This window comes from Thermococcus gammatolerans EJ3 (genome assembly GCF_000022365.1).
GTDB lineage: Archaea > Methanobacteriota_B > Thermococci > Thermococcales > Thermococcaceae > Thermococcus > Thermococcus gammatolerans.
Map to the genome: position 1 here is coordinate 1457007 of NC_012804.1, position 22984 is coordinate 1479990.

Here is a 22984-nt window from a genome sequence, read left to right on the forward strand (position 1 = left end):
GACCAATGTATGTTCATATCTGTACGGGGACTTTAGATATAAGGTACATTATATCCAAAACTAGTGATCAAGTCCGAGCATTAGAATGGAGTGAAAACACCCTCAATGTACCGGCTACAAGTTTGTGTGGATGCTCTCAGCAGGATAGAGACCAATGCAGGCAACTTAAAATAGGGGAGGTACGCCTACTTCAAGACCTACAAGCTTAGGAATAAGCCTAGACTTATACTGGAGTCAACTTAAATTACTGCGGTTCAGCAGGATTTTCAAAGTTTAGGGTTTTTACTTATGAAAGCCGGCTTCTGTTTTCCAAAATTTGGCTACAATTAAAGGTGGTAAAAACTCGTGGTGAGAGTGTGACCTTAGTAGGATCGAGCGTTTCTGCTGCTAAAAGTTAGGACTGCACTTACATCTGGGTGATGGTTCCGCATTGATGTAATTTTTCTAAATACTCTTATTTGCAGTTAAAAATTTGGATTTTTTAATATTTAAAGAAGTGATTTTATAAAAAACCAACATTTTATAATTTAAACTGCTTTGTTGTGGATATTTAATATTTTATTAACAAGGTCATAAAAATAGAAGTTTAAAGTCATTATAAAAATTTTTTAATAGGAAATAATAAGAGTTATTCATAATAAACGTAACAACTCACCCAAAAATTTGAGAGATAAATTTGGCTGCAGCCCAAACCCACAAAAAGATCTTAAAAGAGAGAAAACAGCAAACCAAGAGCTTATAAACCTTCTTTCTGCATTTGGGTCCTTACTAAGGCTATTACTTTATCAACTATCTGCGGGGCAACTCCAATGTAGTTCTCAGGCTTTAGTGAGGTTAAATCCTCCCCGCTCAAGTACCTCCGGACTTCTTCATTCTTCTCTACAACCTCAAGGAAATCCCTGCCCTCCTCAAAGGCCTTCATAGCCAGTTGTCTGACAAGCTCATGGGCCTCCTGCCTCCCCATGCCCCTCTCCGTGAGCTTCAGCATCAGCGGTTCGGCCATTATGAGGTTCTTCGTTAGGTAGAGGTTGCGCTCGATGTTCTCTGGGAAGAACTCCAGCCCCCTAAGAACGCGGAGTGTGACGCGGAGCATCTCATCAAGGAGAACAAAGCTCTCCGGCAGGATTACACGCTCAACTGAGGAGTTAGTGAGATCCCTCTCGTGCCACAGCGGGTTGTTGAGCAATGCGGGAATAACGTTTGAGTAGATAACTCTCGCCAGTCCGCAGACCTTCTCAGTCCTTATAGGATTTCTCTTGTGGGGCATCGTTGACGAACCTACCTGCTTCTTTCCGAAGGGCTCGCTGACCTCGAGGATTTCCGTTCTCTGGAGGTTTCTAATTTCGAGGCCAATCTTGTCAAGTGTTGAGGCAACCAATGCCAGAAACATCATGAGCTCCACGTAGAGGTCCCTCGGAACGAGCTGGTTGGTTATCAGCGCGGGCTTGAGACCGAGGTCTTCCATGACCAGTTTCTCAATCTCAAGGGCCCTCTCCCCGAACGAGGCAGCAGTCCCCACTGCCCCGCGCATCTTGCCAACTAAAATGCGCTTCTTGAGTTCTTCAAGCCTCTCAAGGTGCCTCTGAACCTCGTCGAGCCACAGGGCAAACTTCATGCCATAGGTTGTCGGAACCGCGTGCTGGCCGTGTGTTCTGCCGATGCAGACTGTGTACTTGTGTTCCTCCGCCAGCTTTAGCAGGACGTCGCGGAGCTCCTTGAGATAACGCTCTATCAGCTCAAGGCTCTCCTTTATGAGGAGTGCGTTCGCGGTGTCAATTATGTCGTTGGAGGTCGCGCCGAGGTGGACGTACTTCCCGTGCTCACCGCAGACCTCGCTCAATGCCTTTACAACGGCCATTATGTCGTGGTGTATCTCGGCCTCTATCTCCTTGACGCGCTCGGGCTTTACCCACTTTGTATTGGCCCTTTCAGAAATCACGCGAGCACTCTCCTCAGGGATGTTGCCGAGTTTCGCGTGGGCCCTTGCTAGGGCAGCCTCAACGTCAAGAAGTTTTTGGAGCTTGTTCTCCTCGTCCCAGATTTTTCTCATTTCCTCGCTCCCGTAGCGATAATCAATTGGATGAACTGCCATCCTAATCACCATTTCAATGATTATTCAGTATGTTAAAACGTTTTCTTTTGGCATTATAGTGTCAACGATATTCACGATAATGGACAATTTTGAGATTGACTCGACCATTGGGGAGACCGGAATGAGGAGAACCGAAAAGTATTTAACCCTATGCCCGCGATAGGCTAACGACAAAACTTCCGGAGGTGCCAGAAATGGCTGAGGAGCACGTCGTCTACATCGGAAAGAAGCCGGTTATGAACTACGTCCTGGCCGTTATAACCCAGTTCAACGAGGGTGCCAAGGAGGTCACCGTCAAGGCTCGTGGTAGGGCTATCAGCAGGGCCGTTGACGTCGCCGAGATCGTCAGGAACAGGTTCCTCCCAGAGGTCAGGGTCAAGGAGATCAAGATCGGCACCGAGGAACTTCCGACTGCCGACGGCAGGACCGCCAACACCTCGACCATCGAGATCGTTCTCGAGAAGCCGTGAATTGATTAAATCCCTTTCCTTTTACTCTCACCCTTAGCTCCAAACTCTTTTGAAGTCGTGGAAAGGTTTAATACCCCGCCCCCCAAGTTATTAAGGGGGAATCGTGTGGGCGAGGGGAAGATCATAGAGATTAACGATGAAACCGCAAAGCTTCTGGCCCAGATTATAACGAACGAGAAGGCCCTGGCGATTCTTCATGCCGTTGAGGAGGAGCCTAAATCCCTGACTCAAATCGCTGAGGAACTGGGATTTCCCCTTTCCACGGTGAGTTATCATATAGATAGAATGCTGAGGGTTGGCCTTGTGGAAGTGGCCGGAAAGAAGTACGGCAAGAAACTTCAGGAGGTCAAACTCTACAGGGCCTCTAACAAGCCAATCCTGATCGTGCCGAGAAGAGAGGCTCCGAAGGTCACGAAGAAGTTGTCCGCCTTCGAGAAACTGCACGTGATAAGCCTCAGCATTGCCTCGATAGTCTCGCTCCTCGTTTACAAGGTTCTCGAGAGGTTTGCGAGACCCGGGGTCGTTAGAACTGTTTTTGTGAACAATACTTCAACTTCTGCTCTGGAGGTCGTTAGATCGAACTCCACAACGTCCACTGCCGAGAAGTTCATTCCTGGTTCGGTTTCTAGTGTTACCTCAAATACAACGAATAACACAACGATCCTCCCCACCACAGCCCCCGTGAAAAATGTCACGCACAACGCACAAGGGGACACTCTGGTCTTGCTTGGGACTGTTCTAACGTTTGCGGTGGTCTTTGCCGTGACGTACCTTCTCCTGAGGAGGAAACGTTTTTAAGAGTGTGGCCCAACTCCCTCCGAAGGGGTGATAGAGTTGGCAGGGATCAGCGTAGGTCAGATCGTCAAGAGAAAGGCCATCATTGTAAAGCCTGACGACACCGTACACAAAGTCGCCAAGATCCTCGCCCGAAACAGGGTGGGGAGCGCGGTGGTCGTGGAGAACGATGAGATAGTTGGGGTGGTCACGGATCGTGACATCCTGGATAAGGTTGTCGCAAAGGGAAAGGATCCAAAGAAGGTCAAGGTCAGGGACATAATGACTCAGAACCCGGTAACGATTGAGGATGACTACAGCATCTCGGACGCGATAGACAGAATGATGGAGAAGGGCATCAGAAGACTCCTAGTTACAAGACTTGGAAGGCCAATAGGCTTTGTAACCGCCGCTGACCTGTTGGCGGCCCTCAACAGTATGAACAGCGAGGAAGAGGAAGAAACCATCGAGGAGACTGATGTTTACGGCATCTGCGAGCTCTGCGGTCAGTACGGGCCCCTTTACAGGGTGTACATTGAAGGGGAGGAAAAATGGGTCTGCGAGGCCTGTAAGGACAGCCTAAACCTTTAGCCCCTCAGCTCTCTCATTATCTCGTCGAGGATTATTCCAAATTCCCTGTTCCTGTTCTCAACGCTTAGAGTGTGAAGCCTTCCAAGCGGTCTGAACTTGTCAGCCATCTTCCTGTGGACGACCGCCAGGAGTCTCTTATCCGAATTCAGCACTTCACCTACGGCCTTCACGAACTCGTTGCTTTTATACTCCATCGGGCCGATTTCGTCTATGACGACCAAATCTGCCTCAACGAGCGCGCGCCTTATTGCCGAAACTCCGACCCGCTCAAGCTCGTCAACGTGGACAACGTACTTCCCAAAGGGAACCCCCGGTAGATGCGAGGTGCCTCGGAGACTCGCGAGCGTTCCCTCCTCACCAGTGTCAAGGGCAATGATTTTGAATCCTATTCTCTTTCCGTTCCGCCTGACTTCCTTCGTGATCATGCCACCGACGATGTAGCCCCACCTTTCAACTTCCCTCGCGACCCTCTCGACGAGCGTCGTCTTCCCAACCCCTGCCGGGCCGGTCACGAAAACCCTGACCATTTCTCACCACCGAAGGAGCTTTAAGTTCCTCCCTTAAACCCTTTGGGGTGGTCGCGGTGGAGATAAGGTACAGGCCAGAGGAACTCACCAGACTTCCGAGAAGCGTTCGCTACGAGACCGGAAAGGTCATCATGATTGACCAGACGCTTTTGCCGAAGGAGTTTAAGATAATTGAGCTGAGGACTGTTGAGGAAGTCGCTGAGGCAATCATCACGATGAAGGTGCGCGGTGCTCCAGCCATAGGAGCGGCCGCCGCTTTCGGCTTAGCTCTCTACGCCGACACAACGAAGGCAAAAAATAAGGACGAGTTCATGGATGGCTTTTACAGGGCCTATGAGACGTTGAAAAACACGCGTCCCACTGCCGTAAACCTCTTCTGGGCGCTCAACAGGATTAAGAAGCTTGTCGAGGAGAACGCCGAGAGTCCTCTCGATGAACTCAAAAAGCTCATAGTTGCCGAGGCGCAGAGGATAGCGGACGAGGACGTTGAGGCAAACCTCAGGATGGGCCACTACGGTGCCGAGGCCCTGCCCGAGGGCAACGTTCTCACCCACTGCAACGCCGGAAGCTTGGCTACCGTTCAGCTCGGGACAGTTGGGGCGGTTCTCAGGGTTATGAACAAAGACGGAACGCTGAAGCTCCTCTGGGTGGACGAGACGAGGCCTGTCCTTCAGGGAGCTCGCCTGAGCGCGTGGGAATACCACTACGACGGCATTCCTCTCAAGCTGATAACGGACAACATGGCGGGCTTCGTGATGCAGCAGGGCAAAGTTGACGCGATAATAGTTGGCGCCGACAGGATAGTGGCCAACGGCGACTTCGCCAACAAGATAGGAACATACACCCTGGCAGTTCTCGCCAAGGAGCACGGAATACCTTTCTTTACAGTGGCACCGCTCTCGACGATTGACATGAGCCTGAAGAGCGGGAAGGAGATACCGATTGAGGAGCGGAAGCCGGAGGAAGTGCTCACCTGTGGTGGATGCAGAATCGCTCCAGATGTGGACGTCTACAATCCTGCCTTCGACGTTACACCGCACAGATACCTCACAGGGATAATAACCGACAGGGGCGTTGTCTATCCACCGTTTGAGAGGAATTTGAGGAGGCTTTTCAGGGAAGAACAGTGAAGCTTTCTTTCCATTTTCTTTAACGAAGGACGTTATCAGTTGAATGCACCACACCAGGGAGCCCATCTAAAATGTTATCCCTACAAGCTTCCATACTGCGTTGTCATCCCAATATAGGGTCAAAATTTGCCCGGGCTCCTCACCAACCTCCCGGTACCCCCAACGACCGCTATGACCATTGAATTCACGTTTGTCCCAGTTGGTCCGGTTTTCAGGAGCGCGCCGACCCTTTCGAGTGCACGATAGCTGTCGTGATTTCGGAGGGCTTCCTCAACGTCAATTCCTGTCTCCTTAAGCTTTCCCAAAGTCTCTCCATCCACTATCCCGCCGGCAGCATCGGTCGGCCCGTCCGTTCCGTCTGTATCAACCGCTAAAACCACAGCATCCAGTCCATCTATCTTTCTGGCAATACTCAGGGCGAACTCTTGATTCGGCCCGCCGAGACCTGCCTTCCCCTCAATGGTCACCGTCCATTCGCCGCCGGCTATTAGAACGGCAGGCTTTGGAACCGGGCGGTCGTATTTTGCTATCTCCTGGACTATTGAGCCTATCGCCAGGGCTATCTCCCTGGCCTCGCCTTCGAGGGTCGTGGTAAGTAGCAGGGCGTTGTAGCCGAGCTCCTTCGCCTTCGCCAGGGCAGATTCACAGGCGAGGGTGTTGCTTCCAACTATGAAGTTGTGGACGTTCGGGAGGTCTTCTTTGAGGGTTTCCTCCGCCTTCCCCTCCAGTCCCAGCTCGATGTGTCTCTTAACGCTCTCCGGCAGCTTCTCCCAGACGCCGTAGAGCTTTAAAATCCGGTAGGCGTCTTGGAAGGTGGTTGGGTCCTTTACTGTCGGACCCGATGCTATCGCCTCAAGCGGGTCGCCGACGACGTCCGAGAGGATGAGACTTATCACCCTCCCCCTCACGCGCTTCGCTAACTTGCCGCCCTTGACGGCCGAGATGTGCTTTCTAACCGTGTTTATCTCGTATATCTTTGCCCCGCTCTTCAGAAGGAGTTCGTTCGTTTGGATTTTGTCCTCCAGGCTTATTCCCCTCTCGGGAAGGAGGAAGAGCGCACTTCCGCCGCCGGAGATGAGGACGAGGAGGATGTCGTTCTCCCCAACCTTCCCGGCCAGTTCGAGGCCGAGCTTTCCGCCTAGGAGAGAGTTCTCGTCTGGAATGGGGTGTCCGGCCTCGATGACCTTCAATCTTTCCATTTTGGGACAGTCTTTGGCGTAGCCGTACTTCGTGATGATAACTCCTTCCTCAATACGCTCCCCGAGGGTATCAACGACTGCTCTCGCCATGGAGCACGCTGCCTTGCCGAAGGCCAGGAGGTATATTTTTCCCTCAACCGGGAAGTTCTTACCCGCCACAACGATGTTGTCACCCTGAACCCTGAGGTTCCTTTTCACCGCGAGGTAAGGATCCGCGCTTTCGATGGCAGCGTTCATGATCTCCAGTGCGGCAGTTCTGGCGTCCATCCCCCTCCCCCAGTGGAGAGTTCACTCAAGGAGTACTATCCTCTCGGCTTCAATATCCTCAAGTGACGCGTTCCAGCCACCGACAACGTACTTGGCCCCCTCTTCGGTCTCTACTGTGATATTGGAAATAACTTTGTTCTCATCCTCAAAAAACCCCACCACCCTACCCACGATGTGTACAGGTTTCTTGGAGCGAACAAACTTCCCAATAATCTCGACCTTTGATCCCGTTAGATTGAAGGTCTTTATGTCCTCCACCAGCTCCCTTATGTGGATGTACTCCCGCGGGAGCTTGAGTTTGCGCTCCTCGCGATAAACTACCCTTCCCGTCGGCCAGAGGGCATGATAGAAGTAGCGGTCTATCATAAAGAGTATGTTGTTGTCCCTTATGATGAGTCCATAGCCGAGCAGTGAACTGCTTGAGGTCAGCGCCTCGTAGGGTAGGTAAACTCCCTCTTCCCGGTCTTGGATGATAATTATGGGATCGGGGACTTCCCTCACCCTTATTTCACTGGCTATCGGCGGGATCTCATCACAACCGTAAACGAAGAGGTTTATCCTTACTCCCTCCTCCTTTTTGGTGGTGAGGGGCCCCTCGATTTTCCTGAGGAATTCCCTGGGGACGGCAATACTTAGATGAAACCGAGCTCTCTCAATGGCTTTTCTCACGTGCTCTTCGAATGTTATCCTGCTCTTAACGACAGTTACGCTTCCGATCTCTCCTTTTGGAGTGTAGAGCTTCTCCAAAGCGCTCTTGAGCTCGTCAATCCGCTCATTGTAGCGCCTCTTCAAAGCGTCCATGACGCTATCAGGGCTGAGGGGGATTACCTGTTTGGGCCTGCTCTGGCTCGTCGTGACGAATCCCTTGGCCATGAGTGTCCTTATCACGTCATATATTCTCGGCTGGGGCACCTTCGAGAGCGTCGCGAGCTCTCCTGCCGTCAGCGCTCCGTTCTTTATGAGTGTAAGATACGCCCTGACCTCATACTCATTGAGACCGAACTCCTTTAGCCGGGCTTTTATCTCCTTTTCTTCCATAGGCAGACCTCAGATTATCGCTTTCTCCGTGTCCCTGTCGAAGACATGGATGTTGTCAAGGTCAATCTCTATTTTAATCTTTTCTCCAACTGGAAGGGGTATGTGGCCGGGAAGCTTTATCTTGATGATGTTTCCCCCAACCTTGGCGTGGACTATCGTATCCGTGCCAAGGGCCTCTATGAAATCAACGATCCCCTCTATCTCAGCCGTTCTAGTTACATGCTCAAGGGTCGAAACGCCCTTCACAGTCATATGCTCGGGTCTTACGCCAAAGAGAACATCCTTTCCAATGTAACTCTCAAGGATCTCCCTGAAGTCGTCCGGAAGGAGTATCTTGAAGCCGTCCCCCTCAAGGAAGAGGCCATCGTTCTCCACGACCGTCGCGTCCACGATGTTCATCTCAGGGGCACCTATGAAGGTCGCCACGAAGAGCGAGTTGGGCTTGAGGTAGACCTCTGTGGGGGGACCCACTTGGAGGAGTCTTCCCTGGTTCATTACCGCTATTCTATCGCCCATTGTCATTGCCTCAACTTGGTCGTGGGTGACGTAGATCGTCGTTACCTTAAGCTTCGTCTGAAGCTTCTTTATCTCCGCCCTCATCGCCACCCTGAGTTTGGCGTCGAGGTTGCTCAGCGGCTCGTCCATAAGTAGGACATCGGGCTCGACCACTATTGCCCTCGCCACCGCAACACGTTGCCTCTGACCACCACTCAGCTGAGCGGGATACCTGTCAAGGAGTTCCTCTATCTGAAGGAGCTCGGCCGCCCACTTAACACGCTCCTTTATCTCGTTCTCGGGGTATTTCTTCACCTTGAGGGGAAAGGCTATGTTGTCATAGACCTTCATGTGCGGCCAGACTGCGTAGCTCTGGAAGACCATGGAGATGTTCCTGTCCTTGGGCGGGAGGTACGTCACGTCCCTATCACCGAAGTATATCCGTCCTTCCGTTGGAGTTTCAAGGCCGGCTATCATTCTCAAGGTGGTCGTCTTTCCGCATCCACTGGGGCCAAGGAGCACGAGGAACTCACCGTCCTTTATATCCAGCGTGAGCTCTTTAACCGCCTCAAAGTTCCCAAACCTTTTGGTTATCCTATCGAGCTTAACCTCTACCATGGTAACACCTCACTTGAGCGTTATACCCCACATCGTGACCAGATATTTCCTTGCGAAGAATATAAACAGCATCGCCGGGAGGGTCATTATGAAGGCCGCGGCGAACTTGTAGTAGTCAGGCGCGGCACCGCCGCTGGAGCCGGCCATTATCGAGAGTACCTGCGCCGGCAGCGTCCTGTGATTGAGCGTTAGAACTGAAGCCACAAAGACCTCGTTCCAGCTCATGACGAAGGTGAACATTGCCGCTGCTGCCAGTCCGGGAAGGGCCAGCGGAAGTGTTATCTTCATGAAGGAGCCGAGCCTCGTGAGACCAAAGACCATCGCTGCCTCTTCATATTCCTTCGAGACCCCTCCAAAGATGCTGGAGGTTATAAGAACCACGAAAGGCAGGGCCATTGCAGTATGAGCCAGAGCAACGCCGAGGAGCGTGTCCGCCAGATGGAGGCGGATGTAGAGGACTATGAGGGGTATGGCCATCACAGGTATTGGAAACATCCTGAGGGCTACTATGGAGAGCTTTATCGTGTCCCTACCGGGGAATATGAACTTGGCTATTGAGTATCCCGCAGGGATTCCAAGGATGAAGCTTATGATTATGGTGAGGGTTGCAACGATAACGCTGTTTTTTATGCCCTCCCACGCCCCGAGGGTGAAGAGTATCGTGTGAACGTACTTGGTAGTGTAGCTGTGGGGGATGATAATATCTGGGTTATAGTAGTCCGTTTTAGTTGTGAAACCGTAGAGGAAAGCCACTATTATCGGGATGAGTATCCAGGCGACGGCCGTAAAGATAACGAAGTAAAAGGCCGTCTTTTTCAACGCGTACTTTGTCTCGTCCCTCATCTGCTCACCTCCAAGTACTCGGCCTTAAGGAACTTAATGTAGAGGGCACCGAGCAGTATGGAAAGGCCCGCAATTATGAGTGCGTAAACGGATGCAACGCCGTAGTCTTTGATCTCCGTAAGCTGGTAGAAGCCTTCTCCAGCGAGAACGGGAATATCCCTGCCCGCCAGTATCCAGACTATACCAAAGATCTGCATCGCGAAGAGCGTCCTTATTATCAACGCACTCTGGATGCTGGGCTTCAGCATAGGAAGAACTATTCTCCTGAGCTTGGTCCAGTAGCTTGCCCCAAAGACCTCCGCCGCCTCGAGGTATTCCCTGCTTATCATCTGCAGTCCGGCGAGTATTATGACGAAGACGATGGATGTGGCCCTCCATACTTCCGCAAGCACTATTGCCAAGAACTCCCTGCTCCGGTACTGGTATCCAAAGAAGTATATCGGCTGAGAAATCAGTCCGATGTTCATAAGGACCTTGTTCAAAAACCCATAGGGGGAGAGCATTGAGTACCAGATAAGACCGGCGGCCACGTCACTAATCGTGAGGGGGATAACAAGGGCATAGATGACCATATCCTTGCCCTTAAAAGCCTTATTGACAAGAAGGGCGAGCACAATAGCCAGACCCAGCTGAATGGGAACGATAACAGCGGCGAGTGCAAGTGTATATTTAAGAGCGCTCCAGAAGTAGTAATCACTAACCGTTCTCCTAAGGGTCTCGAGTGAGAAGGCCCCGTTCTTGGTAAACGCGAGGTAGAGAGCCTGCACAAGGGGGTAACCCACGAAGAACATGAGATACGCAAAAGCAGGTAAAATCAAAAGGTAAGGAAGGAGAGTTTTCTTTTCCATGCACCCTCCTCCTTCACGGTGTCTCTATCCCGACCTCCTGGAAGAGGCCAACGAGATTCGGTTTGATCTCCGAGGTAACCTTAGCCGGGTCTTCACCGTTGAGGACTATCCTCTCAAAGGCCTGCTTGTAGTACTCTTTGAACTGGCCTCCCTTGTCTCCAAGGTTTGGTATCATCACCACAAGGGCGTCGGAGGTGCTCGACTGAGCGGCAACGCCCTCGGCGAGTATCTTGAGCGGCCCTTCAGGCAACTTTCCGCTCGCCTCTTTAACGGTGGGGAAGAATCCGACCTTCTCAAGGACTTTGACCTGCGTTTCGGGCTTGGTTAGGTAGTCTATGAGCTTCCATGCCTCATCCTTGTGGGGTGCCCCCTTAGGTATGGCGAGGCCAGCGAGGACAACTATGAAGCCCCTGCCCTTCGGCCCCCTCGGAACGGGAACAACGACGAACTGGTCCGGCTTTGTCTCTATGGCATTCTTAATCCTCGCGGTGTGATCCCAGGCTATGAGAACCTCGCCCTTAAGGAGCGGGTCGGCCATGGCGTCCCACGTTGTACTCGACGGGTGAACGTATTGCCAGAGCTCTTTAAGGTAGTTCCACATCTGGACTGCATCAGAGCTGTCAAACTCCTTGGCCTGGTAGCCGGTGTAGCTCGGGTAAATGTAACCGTGAAGGAACCTCACGAAGAGTCCCTTCGGTCCGGCCGGGAAGCCGAGCTCGGGCTGGCCCTTGGCCTCTTTAAGTTTCTTTGCCCACTCGAGGAGTGCGTCGTACGTCCACTTGTCGGTGCCCTTCATGACGTCCTCCTGCGTAAGGCCCTCCGGAAGATAATTGAAGGCCTCTTTGTTGACCACCATGACGTAGGTGGCGCTCATCCAGGGAACGTAGACCTTCTTGCCGTTTATGGTGGCGTACTTCTCGAAGGTGCTTATGAACGTCCTGCCCTCGAGCTTGGGCATGCTGCTCAGATCCTCAAGCCAGCCCTTTGAGGCCATGTAGTCCATACCGCCGTGCAGGTCACCTATGACGTCAATGGTGACCTTTCCAGTCTTCTCCTCACCTTCAAGCCTCGTGACCATGTCCGTGTAGGAAATCGGGACGAAGTTAACATCTATTCCGGTTTCGCTGGTGAACTCCTTAAGAAGCTCGTCTTTCACAAAGGCCCGCTCCTCCGGAGGGTTAAGCTGGGTCGACAGGAACGTTACTGTTACTTTTTCCTTTTCTCCTCCTGAGATACAGCCACTGGCCACTACGGCAAAGGCCATAAGGCCAACTAACAACACTCCCAACAACCTTTTCATCAGGTATCACCCCTGTGCTACAATGTTAAACAACGCAGTTCAAGGTACTTCAGTTGACATACTCGCTGAAAGTATATAAGACTTATGTTTAGAACCACTAAAAGTGGTTGTATTTACAAAACAGTAAAAGTTCAGGAGAGCCCAACGTCAGTTTTAAAGTTCAATCAGAGGTTTAGCCTCACCGCCCTCTTTCTCCGTGAAGATTCATAGGCCGCAAGGATTATGGCGAGGTTCTTTTTGGCGTCTTCACCGGTTATTGGAACCTCCTCGTCCTTCAGGACGGCCCTGGCGAAGGAGCCCACTATCCCTCTGACGTCGGGCCTGTCCCAGTAGACCTTTTCCGCCCTGTCCTGGTAGACCGTGAAGTCGGGGTAGGCAGTTCTCACATCAAGGAAGCCCTCTCTGCCAACGAGGTAGTACTTTATCTCGATGCCATAGGAGTAACCCTTGGGGTTGCCCCAGCCCGCCGTGAGGACCGCAACAACACCATCTTTAAACTCAAGGACTGCCGTCCCTATGTCGTCCACCGGAAAGCCGTATATCTTTGCCCCTATGTCCGCATACACTTTCCTGGGAACGTCCCCAGTGAGCCAGAGCAGGGAGTCAACACCGTGTGGGGCGGTGTCCATAAAGCCTCCTCCGCCAGACTTTTTAACGTCCAAAAACCAGCTCATATCAAGTCCCTGAAGGAATATCGGCGGCTTGACGTTCTCCGAGATGGCCTGGATGTACTCCAAGGGCCCAATCTCCCCAGCATCTATCATCTCCTTTGCCTTCACAAGGGGTTCCGTAAACCTTGGGTTGAAGGGGAGCATGAGCTTTACGCCTGCCTTTTTAGCGGCCTTTATAATATCGTCTGCATCCTTCAGGTTCAGCGCAATAGGTTTCTCAAGGAGTATGTGCTTGCCCTCCTCGGCGGCCCTAATTGCGACCTCCTTGTGCCTGTACGTCTCTATTGCAATGTAGACCGCCTCAACGTTTTCATCCCTCAAAAGTTCCTCATAGTTCTTGTAAAACCTCGCTCCGTACTTCTTTGCCTCGGCTCTTGCCACGTCTGAGTTCGAGCCGTCGCCGGAAATAGCGACGAGCTTCGTCTTTCTACCTCCCGCTATAACGGAGGCAAACCTCAGTGCATGCGGGTGAGCGTAGCTTATTATTCCGAAGTTAAGCTTCTTCATATCTCCACCACCTCCCCCCTGCGGGCACTCTCCTTGGCCTTCTCGGCGATCTTCAGCGCTATAAGGGCGTCCTCCGCAGTGACTACCGGTTCTTCCTTCCCCTTGATGCAGTTGAAGAAGTGCCTCAGCTCCCTCTCGAAGGCATCCGGGAAGGTCGAGAGGAGCGGCGAGAAGCGGGGCATCTCAAAGTTGGCCTTGGCGACGCCGACAACGGGGGTGTCCAAGGGTGTGTACCTTATCCTGCCGTTCTTTCCTATAATGTCAACGTGATGGTAGAAGACACCATAGCGTGACGGATATGGATACGCCCAGCTGACCTCGGCTATGCCCGTCTTCTCACCCTCAAAGGAGATCATCATGACGAAGTGGTCGAAGGTGTCGTTTGCCCTCGCCTCGGCCTTTATTGATTTCCCGACGGCATAAACGCTCAGGGGTTCGCTCTCGAAGAACCAGCGAAGGAAGTCCGTGACGTGAACCCCAAGATCAACGGCGACACCGCCGCTCTTCCTCTCGTCCCAGTACCAGTAGTCCTTCGGGAAGGGGAGGTTCTGCACTTCAGCCTTTCTAATGTGCATCGGCAGAATGTTGCGCTTCTTTATGACCTCTTTCATCTGCGTCCATCTCTTGTCAAACCGCCTCACATGGCCCACGAAGAGATGAAGATCCTCCTTCTCCGCAGTTCTTATCATTCTCTCGCCCTCTTCAACGGTCAGGGCTATCGGCTTCTCCACTATCACGTGCTTTCCAGTCTTGAGAGCAGCAACTGCCAGTTCAGCATGGGTGTACGTCGGAGTCAGTATCTCAACGACGTCAATGTCGAGGTCAAGGAACTCATCAAGGTTTGTGAAGGCCTTAGCTTTAAACGCCCTCGCCCCCTCGCGGGCCCGCTCCTCGTCTATATCCATGCAGGCAACGACCCTTATGCCTTCGATTCTCCTGAGGGCACGCTTATGGGCGAGGTTAAAGATGTTACCACAGCCTATCACTCCCACCCTCAACTCCATAGGGATCCCCGAGGATTGTGGGAGCAAAAGGTATATAACTCTTTTCAAAATAAACCACTTTAAATGGTTGTAAATTTGCGGAGGTGGGAAGAGATGAAGGTCATCGTTGGAATTCCCAGTTACAACAACGCGGAGACAATCTCTTTTGTCGTGAAGCAGGCCGCTGAAGGTCTGAAAAGGTACTTTGGCGGAGGTATCATCGTCAACGCTGACGGGGGGAGCACCGACGGGACGAGAGATGCAGTGCTGAGAACGGAGGTTCCCGATGGCGTCGAGGTTCACAGCTTCGTCTACAAATGGCCGATACCGGGAAAGGGAAGCGCCATGAAGGAGCTCATGGAGTTCGCCCTCGAGAGGGACGCCGATGCCATAGTCTTCGTTGACAGCGATTTAAGGAGCATAACCCCCGAGTGGATATACCGCTTCGCCAAACCCATCGAAGAGGGCTACGACTTCGTGGCACCGCTTTACATAAGGCACAAGTGGGACGGAACCATAACCAACAACATAGCCTATCCGATGACGGCCTCGCTCTACGGAAAGAACGTCAGACAGCCCATAGGAGGGGACTTCGGAGTGAGTAGGAAGCTCATGGAAGTTTACCTCGAAGACGAGGAGGTCTGGAAGACCCACGTGGCGCGCTTCGGCGTGGACATATTCCTGACGACGACGGCCATAGCGAGGGGCTTCAAAGTCATCCAAGCGGCCCTGGGGATGAAGATACACGACCCCAAGGATCCAGCCGCTTCCCTCGGCCCCATGTTCAACCAGGTCGTCGGAACGCTGTTCATGCTTATGGAGAAGTACGAGGACGTCTGGAAGGACGTGAGAACGATAGAACCCGTTCCGGTCTTCGGGGAGCTTGAGAAAGGTGAACCCGAGCCTGTAAAGGTGACCTTAGAGCTCCTGGAGATAAGGGCGAAGGAGCTATTCGCCCAGCACGAACCTGTGCTGAGGAGGGCACTGGACAAAGAGACGTTCAAGGGAGTTGTGGAAGCCCTCAAGACCTTCGAGTTCGACGACAGGCTCTGGAGCCACGTCCTCTACGACGGGGCAGTGGCGTACAAAAACAGAATCCTGACCGAGGCTGAACCCCTCGTGCCCCTGTACTTCGCAAAGACTGCTGATTTTGTCAAGAGAACGATTAATATGAGCACCCTTGAGGCCGAAAAACTGATAGAGGAGAGGGCGAAGGTCTTCCTTGAGGAGAAGGACTACCTCCTGGAGCGCTGGTAGAGCTCCCTAACTTCCTTCATCTGAACTATTTCCTCCATTTTTGGAACGCTCCAGGCACCTCGCCGGGTGGTGGAGATCGCCGCCACGAGGTTTGCGAAGCGGCCGATTTTTCTGAGGTGCTCCTCATCTATGGAATCCTCACCGAGCAGGTTTGAGTAGTGAAGGCCGGCCAGAAGGGCAGCCGTGAAGGCATCTCCCGCTCCCGTGGTGTCAACCGGCTCAACTCTATAAGCCGGAATGTGAACCTTAGCGTCTCCGCTCGTCAGCTCACTACCCTTCTCACCCGAGGTCACCGCGAGGAGTTTGAAATCGAACTCATCGAGGCTTATTCCGTTGTTCCTGAGGTACTCCAGCTCCCCATCACCGAGCTTAACTATATCCGCCAGTTGAAGGGCCCTCTCAATATTCCGAAGCATTTCCTCCTCCCTTCCGCGCCAGAGATCGGGCCTTATGTTGACGTCGTAGCTCAGCGGAACCCTTCCCTTAAGTTCCTCTAAAATCCCGAAGAGAGTCGAGCGGGATGGCTCCCTGGCGAAGAGCACGGTGCCGAAGTGAACCGCTTCAGCGTTCTCAAGAGGGGTCGTTTCAACATCCCAGGGCTTCAGGTTGAAATAGGCGACGCCGTCATAAAGGATGAACTCCGGTTTGGCACCGATGAGCTGAACGAAGACGACGCCGGTGTGCTTTTCAGCGTCCCGGGATACGTAGGTCTTTACACCCTCATCATGGAGTCTTTCGAGTAGAAAGTCCCCAAAGGGGTCCTCGCCAACCTTGCTTACCAGCGCACCCTCAACGCCGAGCCTTGAAAGGCCAACAGCAACGTTTGCGGGAGCACCGCCGGGATGCTTCTCGAAGGACTTCACATCCTTAAGCTTCCCCTCCTGCAGGGCTATGAAATCTATGAGGACTTCTCCAATAGAGACAATCATCATTATCACCACAAACAACAACTTTTGGTTGTTTTCTCTGACAATCGTTATATACGTTTTCCGCGATTGAAATACCAAGGTGCTGCCTATGATAGCCGTCATTACCTTTACCGACCCCCGACCAACGGCCCTCTCGATCGAGCGCGAGAGGGCTTTGATGGAGAAGCACTCCGCCCTCATCGGGGAGCTGAGGAAGGCCGGCTTTGAAGTTCTCGACGTGAACGAGAGGCTTGGAAAATACGAGGCCCTCAACGCCGGTAAGAACTTCGGGGTAGATTCGATGGATGAGAGCTTTAAGGCAGGAGAAATCATAGCCGGAAGCTCCGTCTCGGGAATAATAGCCGGCCTCTGGCACTGGACGGAGAGCAACCTCGTTACGGCACTCGTCAGGGAAACCAAGAGGCCCATACTCCTCTACGCCGACGACGATCCGGCATGGGCAGGAACCACGTGCATCACATCTGTCGGGGCCTCGCTCTGGGAGAGCGCGGTGAACGAGTACGCGCTGAACCACGTGCGCCTCAAGGGGGACGTTGAAAAGGTAAAGGCCTGGGTCAGAGCCGTTGAGGCCGTCTCAAAGCTCTCCAGGAAGTCCATCCTCCTCTGGGGAGCTCCGTACACCCTCGGGATGGAGCACCTCATGGACGATCTGCCGGGGCTTAAGAGAATCGTCGGCGACTTCATAATGCTCGACCAGTACGTTCTGGTGAGGAAGGCTGAGAAGATGCTCTCGGACGAGAGGCTGAGGGTCCGCGTGGAGGAGTTCTACGACTGGCTGACCGAGAAAACGGAAGTCAAGTTTGATGACCTCATGCTGACACCCGAGGCATTGAGGAGACAGATAGCCATCTATCTCGCCGCAAAGGAGAGCTGGAGCGAGCAGAAAGGTGTTTCGGCCGTCTCGATAAAGTGCCAGCCGGAGCTGAGCGAGGTCTACGGCGTTACGGCCTGCCTGATTCCGGCGCTGTTCCCGTTCAACCTCGATGCCGAGGGCGAGAAGGAGGTAATCCCTGCCACGTGTGAGGGTGACGTTAAAGGAACGATAAGCTCGGCGCTCCTCTTCTATCTGAGCGGAAAGCCGCCGCTCTTTGGAGACATAAAGTACGTGGACGATGAGGTCGTTATGATAGCCAACTGCGGCGCTTCATCGCTCTACTACGCGAGGCTGAGCGAGAACCCGGAGGAGAACCTCAAAGCTACTATAATCCAGGGACAGTGCCAGGGGGCGAGCGGCGGGGCGCTAACTTACAGAACTCCCCCGGCGGAGTTCACCGTGGCGAGGCTCATACGTCGTGGAGGTGAATACTACCTCCTCTACTTCTTCGCGGAGGGCCTTGAGATAACGGAGGAGATGGAGTCGAAGCTCAAATGGGGCAAGCAGTGGCCGCATACGGCCATAAAGAACCCGCTCGACAAAGAAACCTTCATCTCGGCCATGGGAGCCAACCACCTCTCACTGGTTCCCGGCGACTACACCGAGGAGCTCCGCTTTACCGCGAGGCTCTGGGGAGTAAAGGCAATAAACCTTGAAGACCCAAGGGAGGTAAAGTCCTTCCTTGAGGGGTAGTCCATGAGAACCATCTTAGCCGGCAACGGAGCCTTCGTCCTGAGCGATGAGAGGGGGGACATGCCCTCCCATTACGACGGCTTTTATTTTCTTGACACAAGGTTCGTCAGAAAGGCCAGGCTTGAAGTTTCTCCGGAACCGGACTTCATCGGGGCATCCTCAACCTTCACCCGGGCGGTTTCACACTTCTCTCTCGGCGAGCGGGGAATCCTGGTGAGGCTAAGAACGCTGGACGGGGTTTACGAGGAAAAGCTCTCCTTCTACAACACGTCGGAAGAATCGCTCGGTGTCAAGGTCAGGTACTCCTACGAGGCCCCCATTGAGGACATATTCCAGGTCAGGGGCTTCATGGGGCTGAAGAGCGGAAAGGCGATAGCCCCAGCCGGAGGAACGCACGTCAAAGAGAGCCCCTCCGGAAGGAGGAGTCTCTCCATCGAGACCAACATGGAAAGGGAGGGGAGTCTCTTAAGGGCGGAACTTGAGATACCTCCCCTCGGAAAGGCAGTCCTCTACGTCCGCTTCATCCCCAAAATCGAGGGGAGTATCTCGGAGATACTCGGGGAGAAAAGGAAAACGATAAAAAACGTCGCCTTCACCGGCTCACCCGCCATCGACGGGATATTTGAGAGGGCGGTTGAGAACATAAACGCCCTGACGCTATTCACGCGCTTCGGGCCTGTTCCCCTTGCGGGGATTCCGTACTTCGCCTGTCCCTTCGGAAGGGACGCGATAATAGCCTCACTCTTTCTCCTGCCGTATTACCCCGAATACGCCGCCGGCACGCTGAGGCTCTTCGGGCGGCTCCAGGGGAAGAGAACCAACCCGAAGAACGAGGAAGAACCTGGAAAGATACCACATGAGTTCCGTCTCGGGGAGCTCGCGCAGTCGGGGAAGGTTCCCTTCGCGCCCTACTACGGCACGGTGGATGCCACTCCACTCTACGTGGCATTAGCCGGTGAGTACCTGCGCTGGACGGGGGACAGAAAATTAATCGAGGAACTGAGACCGAACCTGACGGCCGCCGTCGAGTGGATACTCAAAAAGCTCGATGATGGGTACATAACCTACGTTCCGGGGATACTCGGCAACAAGGGGTGGAAGGATTCGAGGGATGGGATAATTGACGAGGAAGGGAAAATTCCAAAGCCGCCGATAGCGCTCGTTGAGGTGCAGGGCTACACCTACTGGGCGCTTAAACTTGCAGGGGAGCTCAGCCTGACAGACCTCGATGAAAAAACCCTTCTCGCAGAGGCGGAAAAGTTGAAGAAAAGGTTCAACCGCGACTTCTGGCTCGGCTCCTACTACGCCCTCGCGCTTGATGGGGAGGGAAGGCCGCTTAGAGTCGTCTCCTCCAACATGGGACACCTACTCCTGACGGGTATAGCCGAGCACGAGGAGGAACTCGCGGAGAGGCTTTTCCGGCCGGACATGTTCTCCCGGTACGGGATAAGAACCCTGAGCGCTAAGGAGAAAGCCTACAACCCCTTCAGCTACCACCGCGGAAGCGTATGGCCGCACGACAACGCGCTGATAGCCCTCGGCCTGGCGAGGATTGGAAGGACTGACATGGCGAAGGCACTCATGGATGCCGTCTTCGATGCCGCGAAGCTTCTGCCGGAGAGGGAGCTTCCGGAGCTGTACAGCGGCCTAAACGAGCTCGTTCCCGTTCCAAGGGCCAACTCCCCGCAGGCCTGGAGCTCGGCGAGCGTTTTCGCCTTCGTTACCGCCTCGCTCGGAATGGAAGCCGGGGATGAACTCACCGTCCGGCCGGCCGAGGGGACGAGCATCGTTCTGAGAGGGGTTTCTTTTGGAGGGAGGAGATACGTCGTAGTGGTCAACGGAGGTGTTAGCGTTGAACCCCTATGAGTTCAGGTTTGAAAAACTCCCAAAACCCGTGCTTTTCCCCTCAGATGAAGGATTCGACTCAAAGAACGTCTACAACCCTGCGGTGGTCAAGAGGAGGGGAAAGGTGGTTATGCTCTACCGTGCGGAGGCCAAAGGGGAAAGGATAACCGGAAGAATCGGGCTGGCGCTGAGCGAAGACGGGATCAACTTCATCAGACACCCTGAACCAGTTATGGAGCCTGAATACGAGTGGGAGAAGCTCGGCGTTGAGGACCCCCGCGTCGTGAGGATTGAAAAGACCTACTACATGACCTACACCGGCTACGATGGAGAAACCGCCCGACTCTGTATCGCCACCTCGAAGAACCTGCTGAACTGGAAGAAGCACGGAGTGGTTTTCGAGGAGTTCCCTTTCCCCAAGAATGGAAGGTTCAACTGGACAAAGAGCGGAGCCATACTGGCCGAGAAGATGAAATTTGGGCCGTTCAAGGGGCACTACATCATGTACTTCGGCGACTCCAACGTCTGGCTCGCCTATTCGAAGGATCTCCTCCACTGGGAGTACGAGAGAGAGCCCGTTTTGAGGCCGAGGGGTCATCTCGTCGAGCCCGGGCCTCCTCCAATCCTCACGGAGGATGGAATACTCCTGATACACAGCGAGGCCTTCCATGAGGAGGGAAAGCTCGTTTACTACACTCACGCGGCTCTCTTCGACTTGGAGGACCCGAGAAAGCTCATCTGGAGAACCGAGAAGCCCATCCTCAGGCCGACCTTCGACTGGGAGCTGCACGGGTGGGTCGACAACGTGGTCTTCGCCGAGGCCATGATAGAGCATGAGGGGAGATACTACCTCTACTACGGCGGTGCCGACAGGTACGTTGGCCTCGCGATAGGAAAAATTGAGACCTGAGTCGAGCGTCGCTAAAGTCTCAACGCTTGCGACGCGTGAAGGTTAAATTTTTAAACCCTCTCTTTTTCTCCCGCGCCTATGGCGGTCAGTCAGAAGCGCAAGAGAACGACCCTCAAGAAGCTCGAGAGAAAAAGCCAGATGAGGCACCGGCCGAATCCAGAGAAGTGGTTTTACTCCTTCATTCCCTTCAAGGTCTCAACCGGGGGAGTTGCTCCCTTGATCCCACTCCTCACTATGGAGCTCGGTGGCGGTCCGCGGGAAGTCGGTATTGTAAACGCCGTCGGGAGCTTTGCATCAATGCTCGGCGGCCTTTTCTGGGGAAAACTCAGTGACCGGCTCAACAGGCGGAAGGTTTTCCTCGTAACCGGCTTTCTTGGAACGGCACTCTCAACCTTTCTGTTCGCCCTAGCGAGAAGTGTTTCCTCAGTGATTTTTGCAAACGCCCTCTACACTTTCTTCATAGCCGCAACGGTTCCGATTCCAGTCCTCATAATCACCAAGGCGTTCCGCCTTGAGGACTGGGACTACGAGATAGGGAGGTTCAACGAGATATGTGGCTGGGCCTGGGTACTGGGGCTTGTGGTTGGGTTCGTCCTGTCCCACCTGCTTCCCCTCCGGTGGATTTTTGCAGTTCTCGGCTTAATCGGCCTTCTCTCTGCCCCCTGGGGTATGAGGACGATAAAGGAAGTCCCGCTTCACCTCAGCAGAAAGATCCTCGGCGTCTACGCGGGCTACGTCGTCGAAAAGTTCCGCTACCTGCCGAACTTCATTACCCACCTGCCAAGGCTTTCCACGAACGGATTCGGCGGGCTTTACCTCTCAACTTTCCTCTTCTGGTTCGGGGCGATGCTGTACTTCACCCAGTTCCCCGTCCTCCTGAAGGTGAGAGGCTTTGGAGCCTCGATGCTCTATTTGATGAGCATCGGAAACTCAGCGGTCTCCGCCTATATGTACGCCCGCGTTGGAAAGAGGGTTAAGGCGAAGGGCGGTTACAGAACCCTCAAGCTCGGCCTCCTCCTGAGGGGCCTCTCTTTCCTCCTGCTCACCTTTGCGACGTTCATAACCGGACCCCTCTTTCCCGTTCTCGCGTTCATCTCCTACTTCCTCGCTGGCTATACGTGGGCCTTCATAGGCATCTCAACAACCACCGTAATTTCCCGTTTCGCTCCACCAGGAAAGAAGGGAACCCTAATTGGAGCCTACAATCTCGTGAGCTCCCTGGGAGCAGTAGCTGGAAACCTGACGAGCGGGTTCATAGTCTCACTTCTGGGTCTTACAGGCAACTTTGCGCTCGCCTCTGCGTTCATCTTCCTCTCGCTCCTTCCGATAGCTCGTCTCAGGGGTTAAAGTTCGATAGTGCTCCCTGTCTTCACGCTTACGAACTTCTCAGGGTATTCCCGCCGCACGTAGGCCTTGGCTTTTTCACCAGAGCAGTGTGCGGGCGCTATAAATTCAGACATCTTGGCAAGCCTGTCTAGAACCGCCCTAGATGGGTAATGGAAGCCGCCGATTACAAGGTGGGCTCTTTTGTACCCTGAAACCTCAAGGACGGCCTCCGTCAGCCTGTCTGGGCCCGGATGAGAACAGCCGACTATGACGACGAGTCCAGAGGGCGTTTCCACCCCCACCGCCTGCTCGAAGCCATCCAACGCTCCAGAGGTCCAGACACCATCGGCTATTCTCCCCGCTTCGTGCATTTCGGCGATGTTTAGTCCCCGGATGTTCCCTCCAGGCGGAGCGTACAGTTCAAGCCCCGGGTTCAGCTCCGCAATTGTTGAAAAACCGCCGTAGTGGTCGTAGTGCCAGTGGCTGAGAACCGCGAAGTCGAGGCCCTTCAAAGAAACACCGAGAGCTTCTGCATTATGGAGGAGAATTTCTCCCCTCGTGTCTGCATCGAAGAGGAAGCGATGCTTCCCCTCAACCAAAACGCTCCAGCCCCAGTCATTGAGAAGTCCTTCAGCGGGCACGTTGTCGTTTAAAACCACGAGCCTCATACCAATCCCCCGGATTAAGGGTTTCCTTGTTCAGGGTAACACTATCCTCCAGTAGGAGCCCAAGGATAAGACAGCAATCAAACATATCTTGGTGCGAGACCGTTAAAAGGACTTTCCAAAACCTTAATC

21 protein-coding genes are annotated in these 22984 nt (G+C 53.5%); 9 read left to right on the forward strand and 12 right to left on the reverse strand.

Annotation, left to right across the window (positions count from 1 at the left end; all coding sequences use genetic code 11):
• Nucleotides 1-736: 736 nt before the first annotated feature.
• Nucleotides 737-2092 (reverse strand): adenylosuccinate lyase, encoded by a 1356-nt coding sequence (purB, locus tag TGAM_RS07855; protein WP_015859164.1) that lies wholly within the window; start codon nt 2090-2092, stop codon nt 737-739.
• Between the two features lie 194 nt (nt 2093-2286).
• Here purB and albA point away from each other — a divergent pair, with 194 nt between their 5' ends.
• From albA to TGAM_RS07870, 3 genes are all read left to right on the forward strand, one after another.
• Nucleotides 2287-2562, forward strand: a complete 276-nt coding sequence (gene albA / locus TGAM_RS07860) for a DNA-binding protein Alba (RefSeq protein WP_010477671.1) — start codon at nt 2287-2289, stop codon at nt 2560-2562.
• Nucleotides 2563-2667: 105 nt separating this feature from the next.
• On the forward strand, nt 2668-3360 hold the full coding sequence (locus TGAM_RS07865) for an ArsR/SmtB family transcription factor (protein WP_048811275.1): 693 nt from the start codon (nt 2668-2670) through the stop codon (nt 3358-3360).
• 36 nt (nt 3361-3396) lie between these two features.
• A complete protein-coding gene (locus TGAM_RS07870; RefSeq protein WP_015859167.1) occupies nt 3397-3927 on the forward strand; it encodes a CBS domain-containing protein in 531 nt (176 codons plus the stop codon).
• On the opposite strand, the gene TGAM_RS07875 is transcribed toward TGAM_RS07870, so the two are convergent.
• The gene (locus tag TGAM_RS07875) at nt 3924-4454 is read right to left on the reverse strand and encodes an NTPase (RefSeq protein WP_015859168.1); all 531 of its coding nucleotides are present in this window, start codon (nt 4452-4454) and stop codon (nt 3924-3926) included. The two genes, TGAM_RS07870 and TGAM_RS07875, sit on opposite strands and share 4 nt — an antisense overlap.
• A gap of 56 nt (nt 4455-4510) precedes the next feature.
• On the opposite strand from TGAM_RS07875, the gene mtnA reads away from it, so the two are divergent.
• Nucleotides 4511-5584, forward strand: a complete 1074-nt coding sequence (mtnA, locus tag TGAM_RS07880) for an S-methyl-5-thioribose-1-phosphate isomerase (protein ID WP_015859169.1) — start codon at nt 4511-4513, stop codon at nt 5582-5584.
• Nucleotides 5585-5703: 119 nt separating this feature from the next.
• Here mtnA and TGAM_RS07885 read toward each other — a convergent pair whose 3' ends face one another.
• The 8 genes from TGAM_RS07885 to TGAM_RS07920 form a co-directional block, all read right to left on the reverse strand.
• Nucleotides 5704-7050, reverse strand: a complete 1347-nt coding sequence (locus TGAM_RS07885; RefSeq protein ID WP_015859170.1) for a glycerate kinase type-2 family protein — start codon at nt 7048-7050, stop codon at nt 5704-5706.
• A gap of 21 nt (nt 7051-7071) precedes the next feature.
• On the reverse strand, nt 7072-8088 hold the full coding sequence (locus TGAM_RS07890; RefSeq protein ID WP_015859171.1) for a TrmB family transcriptional regulator: 1017 nt from the start codon (nt 8086-8088) through the stop codon (nt 7072-7074).
• A gap of 9 nt (nt 8089-8097) precedes the next feature.
• Nucleotides 8098-9201, reverse strand: coding sequence for an ABC transporter ATP-binding protein (locus tag TGAM_RS07895; protein ID WP_015859172.1), 1104 nt, complete (start codon nt 9199-9201; stop codon nt 8098-8100).
• Between the two features lie 9 nt (nt 9202-9210).
• Nucleotides 9211-10044: a carbohydrate ABC transporter permease gene (locus TGAM_RS07900; protein WP_015859173.1), complete on the reverse strand. Its 834-nt coding sequence runs from the start codon at nt 10042-10044 to the stop codon at nt 9211-9213.
• Entirely contained in the window at nt 10041-10892 is an 852-nt protein-coding gene (locus TGAM_RS07905; protein WP_015859174.1) for a carbohydrate ABC transporter permease, read from the reverse strand. Before TGAM_RS07905 ends, TGAM_RS07900 begins: the two co-directional genes overlap by 4 nt.
• A 13-nt stretch (nt 10893-10905) precedes the next feature.
• Nucleotides 10906-12192, reverse strand: a complete 1287-nt coding sequence (locus TGAM_RS07910) for an ABC transporter substrate-binding protein (protein WP_015859175.1) — start codon at nt 12190-12192, stop codon at nt 10906-10908.
• Between the two features lie 164 nt (nt 12193-12356).
• Nucleotides 12357-13370 carry a Gfo/Idh/MocA family protein gene (locus TGAM_RS07915; RefSeq protein WP_015859176.1) on the reverse strand — a complete coding sequence of 338 codons (1014 nt, stop codon included), beginning with the start codon at nt 13368-13370 and terminating at the stop codon, nt 12357-12359.
• Nucleotides 13367-14374, reverse strand: a complete 1008-nt coding sequence (locus TGAM_RS07920; RefSeq protein ID WP_015859177.1) for a Gfo/Idh/MocA family protein — start codon at nt 14372-14374, stop codon at nt 13367-13369. Before TGAM_RS07920 ends, TGAM_RS07915 begins: the two co-directional genes overlap by 4 nt.
• Before the next feature lie 93 nt (nt 14375-14467).
• Here TGAM_RS07920 and TGAM_RS07925 point away from each other — a divergent pair, with 93 nt between their 5' ends.
• The gene (locus TGAM_RS07925; protein WP_048811276.1) at nt 14468-15610 is read left to right on the forward strand and encodes a glycosyltransferase; all 1143 of its coding nucleotides are present in this window, start codon (nt 14468-14470) and stop codon (nt 15608-15610) included.
• On the opposite strand, the gene TGAM_RS07930 is transcribed toward TGAM_RS07925, so the two are convergent.
• Nucleotides 15589-16539, reverse strand: a complete 951-nt coding sequence (locus tag TGAM_RS07930) for a carbohydrate kinase family protein (RefSeq protein ID WP_048811277.1) — start codon at nt 16537-16539, stop codon at nt 15589-15591. The two genes, TGAM_RS07925 and TGAM_RS07930, sit on opposite strands and share 22 nt — an antisense overlap.
• Nucleotides 16540-16627: 88 nt before the next feature.
• Here TGAM_RS07930 and TGAM_RS07935 point away from each other — a divergent pair, with 88 nt between their 5' ends.
• The 4 genes from TGAM_RS07935 to TGAM_RS07950 all read left to right on the forward strand — a co-directional run bounded on the left by TGAM_RS07935 (nt 16628) and on the right by TGAM_RS07950 (nt 22208).
• Nucleotides 16628-18106 carry an L-fucose/L-arabinose isomerase family protein gene (locus tag TGAM_RS07935; RefSeq protein ID WP_015859180.1) on the forward strand — a complete coding sequence of 493 codons (1479 nt, stop codon included), beginning with the start codon at nt 16628-16630 and terminating at the stop codon, nt 18104-18106.
• 3 nt (nt 18107-18109) lie between these two features.
• Nucleotides 18110-19972 (forward strand): MGH1-like glycoside hydrolase domain-containing protein, encoded by a 1863-nt coding sequence (locus tag TGAM_RS07940; RefSeq protein ID WP_015859181.1) that lies wholly within the window; start codon nt 18110-18112, stop codon nt 19970-19972.
• Nucleotides 19959-20861 carry a glycoside hydrolase family 130 protein gene (locus tag TGAM_RS07945; protein WP_015859182.1) on the forward strand — a complete coding sequence of 301 codons (903 nt, stop codon included), beginning with the start codon at nt 19959-19961 and terminating at the stop codon, nt 20859-20861. The genes TGAM_RS07940 and TGAM_RS07945 overlap by 14 nt, the downstream gene beginning before the upstream one ends.
• 78 nt (nt 20862-20939) lie before the next feature.
• On the forward strand, nt 20940-22208 hold the full coding sequence (locus TGAM_RS07950) for an MFS transporter (protein ID WP_015859183.1): 1269 nt from the start codon (nt 20940-20942) through the stop codon (nt 22206-22208).
• Here TGAM_RS07950 and TGAM_RS07955 read toward each other — a convergent pair.
• Nucleotides 22205-22855 carry an MBL fold metallo-hydrolase gene (locus TGAM_RS07955; protein WP_015859184.1) on the reverse strand — a complete coding sequence of 217 codons (651 nt, stop codon included), beginning with the start codon at nt 22853-22855 and terminating at the stop codon, nt 22205-22207. The two genes, TGAM_RS07950 and TGAM_RS07955, sit on opposite strands and share 4 nt — an antisense overlap.
• Nucleotides 22856-22984: the final 129 nt, after the last annotated feature.